4 protein-coding genes are annotated in these 3,733 nt (G+C 68.4%); 3 read left to right on the top strand and 1 reads right to left on the bottom strand.

Annotation, left to right across the window (positions count from 1 at the left end):
• On the bottom strand, nt 1–521 hold a 521-nt coding region (locus WBQ44_RS19475), incomplete at its 3' end, for a thiamine pyrophosphate-binding protein (protein WP_495568313.1).
• A gap of 73 nt (nt 522–594) precedes the next feature.
• Between WBQ44_RS19475 and WBQ44_RS19470 the strand changes: the two genes are divergently transcribed.
• The 3 genes from WBQ44_RS19470 to WBQ44_RS19460 are packed head-to-tail and all read left to right on the top strand — an operon-like array spanning nt 595 to nt 3,706.
• Nucleotides 595–1,191 (top strand): flavin reductase family protein, encoded by a 597-nt coding sequence (locus tag WBQ44_RS19470; protein ID WP_495568312.1) that lies wholly within the window; start codon nt 595–597, stop codon nt 1,189–1,191.
• On the top strand, nt 1,188–2,228 hold the full coding sequence (locus tag WBQ44_RS19465; RefSeq protein WP_495568311.1) for an AbrB family transcriptional regulator: 1,041 nt from the start codon (nt 1,188–1,190) through the stop codon (nt 2,226–2,228). The genes WBQ44_RS19470 and WBQ44_RS19465 overlap by 4 nt, the downstream gene beginning before the upstream one ends.
• A gap of 44 nt (nt 2,229–2,272) precedes the next feature.
• A complete protein-coding gene (locus WBQ44_RS19460) occupies nt 2,273–3,706 on the top strand; it encodes a DUF2252 domain-containing protein (RefSeq protein ID WP_495568310.1) in 1,434 nt (477 codons plus the stop codon).
• Nucleotides 3,707–3,733 lie beyond the last annotated feature (27 nt).

The following is a 3,733-nucleotide window of genomic DNA, read 5'->3' as shown; positions in this document are numbered from 1 at the left end:
TCGAAGTGCACCGGGCCCGCGTTGCCGGAGCGGGTTCCGCGTGCAGCAGCGAGCACGCGGCACACTGCACTGCGCCACTGACTGTTCTGGCCGTCGCCGTCTTCGGCGAGGCCGAGGCTGATGGTCGCGCGCACCTGGCTGCCGAACAATCCGAGCTGCTCGACGGTTTGGTTGGCGCCGGTGCCGAGCATCTCGTACGGCCGATTGGCGCTGAGCACGATCAACGGCATCCGCGCGTAGTTGGCTTCGAGGACGGCCGGTCCGAGGTTGGCGACAGCGGTACCGGAGGTCATGACGATCGGCACCGGCCTGCCCTCACCCATGATCAGACCGAGTGCGAGAAAACCCGCCGTCCGTTCGTCGATGCGCATGTGCAGCCGGAGCCGTCCGGCCATGTCGGCTTCCTGCAGCGCGAACGCCAGCGGGGCGTTGCGAGAACCCGGGCACAGCACCACGTCGCGGACACCACCGCGCACGAGCTCGTCGACGACAGCAGAGGCCTGAGCACTGGACGGGTTCACCCATCCAGATTGTCAGATTCCCGCGAGGACGCCGGAGGCGGCCCGAGCCGGAGTTGTTTGACACCATAGGGGTGTGCGCACTGTCTTCGACCCGTCCGAGATGCCGCCCGGCGGCCTGTATCCCCTGCTCACCTCGTCGGTCGTTCCGCGGCCGATTGCGTGGGTGTCCACCGTCTCCGCGGACGGAGTGGCCAATCTCGCGCCGTACAGCTTCTTTTCGGTGTCGTCGTCCAACCCGCCTGTAGTGCAATTCACCTCTGTCGGACGCAAGGACAGCCTCCGCAACATCGAAGCGACGGGCGAGTTCGTGATCAACCTGGCCACCGCGCACATGGTCGAGCAGATCAACGCGACGTCGGCCGGCTACGAGCACGGCGTCAGCGAACTCGAAGAACTGGGCATCGACAGCGAGCCGAGCGAGAAGGTCGCCCCTCCCCGCGTCGCGGAGTCACCGATCGCCATCGAAGCCGTCCTGCACCGCGTCGTCGAGGTCGGTAACTCGTTCGTCGTCATGGGCCGCGTCGTCGCCATCGCCGTACAACCGGAGTTCCTCGCCGACGACGGGCTGCCGTCGTTCGAAGCCATCGCCCCGCTCAGCCGTCTCGGCCGCACCGAATGGGGACTGCCGCCCGAGGTGCGCAGGTACGAGCGGCCCGGCAAACCTTCTTGAGTCGCTGGCTCGTCCTCGGGCCGACCACGGTTGCGCTGACCGCCGGGGCCACGTGGCTCGGAGTTCCGTCGGCCGGGTTGTTCGTTGCCCTGTTCGTCGCGATCGCGTTCGCACTGGCCGGGTGGGCTCCCGAATCGGGCGTACCGCGGCGGTGGGGCATCGCCGCGCAGGCGGTGCTCGGCGTCGAGATCGGCACCCTCGTTCAACGCGACACGCTCGGAGCTGTCGGTGACGCCTGGCTGCCCGTCGTGCTCGCCTGTGTTGGGACGCTGCTGCTGTCCATCGGCGCCGGCGCATTGCTCGGCCTCCGCAAGGACGTCGACTCCCTGACGGGCGCCCTCGCGCTCGTCGCAGGCGGGGCGTCGGGTCTCGTCGCGATCGCCCAAGAGCTCGGCGGCGACGAACGTGTGGTCGCCGTCGTGCAATATCTGCGCGTCGTGTTCGTGACGGTGACGATGCCCCTGGTTGCGACCGTGGTGTTCTCGGCGCGCGGCACCGACGCCGGGGTCGTCCCGACGGCAGGGGCGCCGTGGTTCGTCGACCTCGCGTTCGTCGCGGTGTGCAGCGTCGTCGGCTACCTGCTGGCCCGTCTGGTCCGGCTGCCTGCTCCGGGTCTGCTCGGGCCGCTGATCGTCGCGACCGTCGTCGATCTGCTCGGCTTCTCCTTTGACGCCGGTGTGCCCTCGCTGCTCCTCGCGGCGGCGTACATCGGAATCGGGTGGCAGGCCGGGCTGCGGTTCACGCTGGAGAGCCTGCGGTCGATCTCGCGGATCCTGCCCACGGCGCTGCTGCTGATCATCGGCGTCACCGTCGGCTGCGCGGTTCTGGGTGTGTGGCTCGCGGCCGCATCTTCCCTCACCGCGTACGACGGCTATCTCGCAACCACGCCGGGTGGCGTTTACGCCGTTCTGGCGGTCGCTGCGTCGACGGGTGCCAACGTCACGTTCGTCGTGGCCGCGCAGGTCATCAGGGTCTTCATGATGCTGTTCGCCGTGCCGGTCGGCGCCAAGATCGCGGCCCGGTACCGCCGCCGCTGACGGTGGGCACGCGTGGCGCAGTCCTTCCGTCATAGGGTTTCCCCATGCCCGACGCTCGCAACGGCCGCACCAAGTCCGGCCACAAGGTGGTTCCCGAGTTCGGCGAGGCGGACAGCCGGTCGTATGCCACCCTGCGCGCCCGGCCGACTCCTCGCGCCGAGCGCTACGAACTCGGCAAGTCGCTCCGGGAGAAGGTCTCGCGTGAATCGATGGGCGACTGGACCCCGCCGGCCGATCGCCTCGACCCGATCCGGCAGATCGAGTTCTCGCACGACGGGCGCATCGACTGGCTGATTCCGGTGCGCGTCGAACGCATGATGGAGTCGCCGTACGGCTTTCTTCGCGGCACCGCGATCGTCATGGCCCGCGACGTCGCGCTGCTCCCGTCGACCGGCATCACCCCAGTGGTCAGCGGGGATTCCCACCTCGGCAATTTCGGCTTCTACGCCTCTCCCGAGCGCGATCTCGTCATCGACCTCAACGATTTCGACGAGGCCCACCCCGGCGCCTGGGAGTGGGATCTACGACGCCTCGCCGCGAGCATCTGGGTGGCGGGCCGCCAGAACGGACGCACGGAGGAGCAGTGCGAGGAAGCGGTCGCGGCGTGTGTGCGGGCGTACCGGGTCGAGGTCTCGCGCCTGGCCGATCAGCCGCTGATGTCTCGGTCGTTCCAGCGATTGACTGCCGAGAAGCTGCAGGCCGACACCACCGAGGGGTCGCTGCGGCGCGAGATCAAGCGGGCCACCAAGAAGGCTCGCAGGCGTACGAGCGACCGCGTGTTGCCGCAGTTGACCGAGGAGCACGAGGGCAAGCGTCGGTTGGTGGAGGAGCCGCCCATCACCACCCGGATACCGCCGCGCGACGAGGAATTGCTGGCGGACGGGTTGGACGAGTATCTGACGACGCTGTCCCCGCATTGGCGTCGGGTGCTCGGCGGGTACACGCTCATCGACGTCGCCCATCGGGTGGTCGGTGTCGGCAGTGTCGGACTCCGGGCGTACGTGGCGTTGCTGGAGGGCAGTAGCCCCGACGACGTGGTGTTTCTGCAGCTCAAGCAGGCTCGACGGTCGGTGCTGGCGCCGTACGTCCACGGCGAGTCGGCATGGCACGCGCATCAGGGTCAGCGTGTCGTGGAATACCAGCAGGACCTTCAGACGGTCAGTGACCCGCTGCTGGGGTGGACGACCATCGACGGCAGGCAGTACTACGTGCGGCAATTCCGCAACATGAAGGGCACGATCGATCTGAGCTCGATCGACGCACCCGCCCTGGTCGACTACGCCGGCGTCGTGGGCCGGTTGCTCGCGAAAGGCCACGCCCGCACCAGTGGGGCGTCGATGATCGCGGGCTACGTCGGCGAGTCGGACACCCTGGACACCGCGTTGTCACGGTTTGCGCGGCTCTATGCAGATCAGACCGAATCCGACCACGCCCTGCTGGTCAAGGCCGTAAAGATGGGGCGCTTCCCGGGCATGTAGCGTCGTGCTCGGGTGCCGCGCGGCACC

This window comes from Rhodococcus sp. (in: high G+C Gram-positive bacteria) (genome assembly GCF_049591685.1).
GTDB lineage: Bacteria > Actinomycetota > Actinomycetes > Mycobacteriales > Mycobacteriaceae > Rhodococcoides.
Note: the sequence above shows the minus strand (reverse complement) of the source record. Positions and strands in the feature narration are given on the sequence as shown.

Excerpts from the sequence above, each read along its gene's own strand:
- WBQ44_RS19460 (WP_495568310.1), top strand. The coding sequence starts at position 2,273 with ATGCCCGACGCTCGCAACGGCCGCACCAAGTCCGGCCACAAGGTGGTT.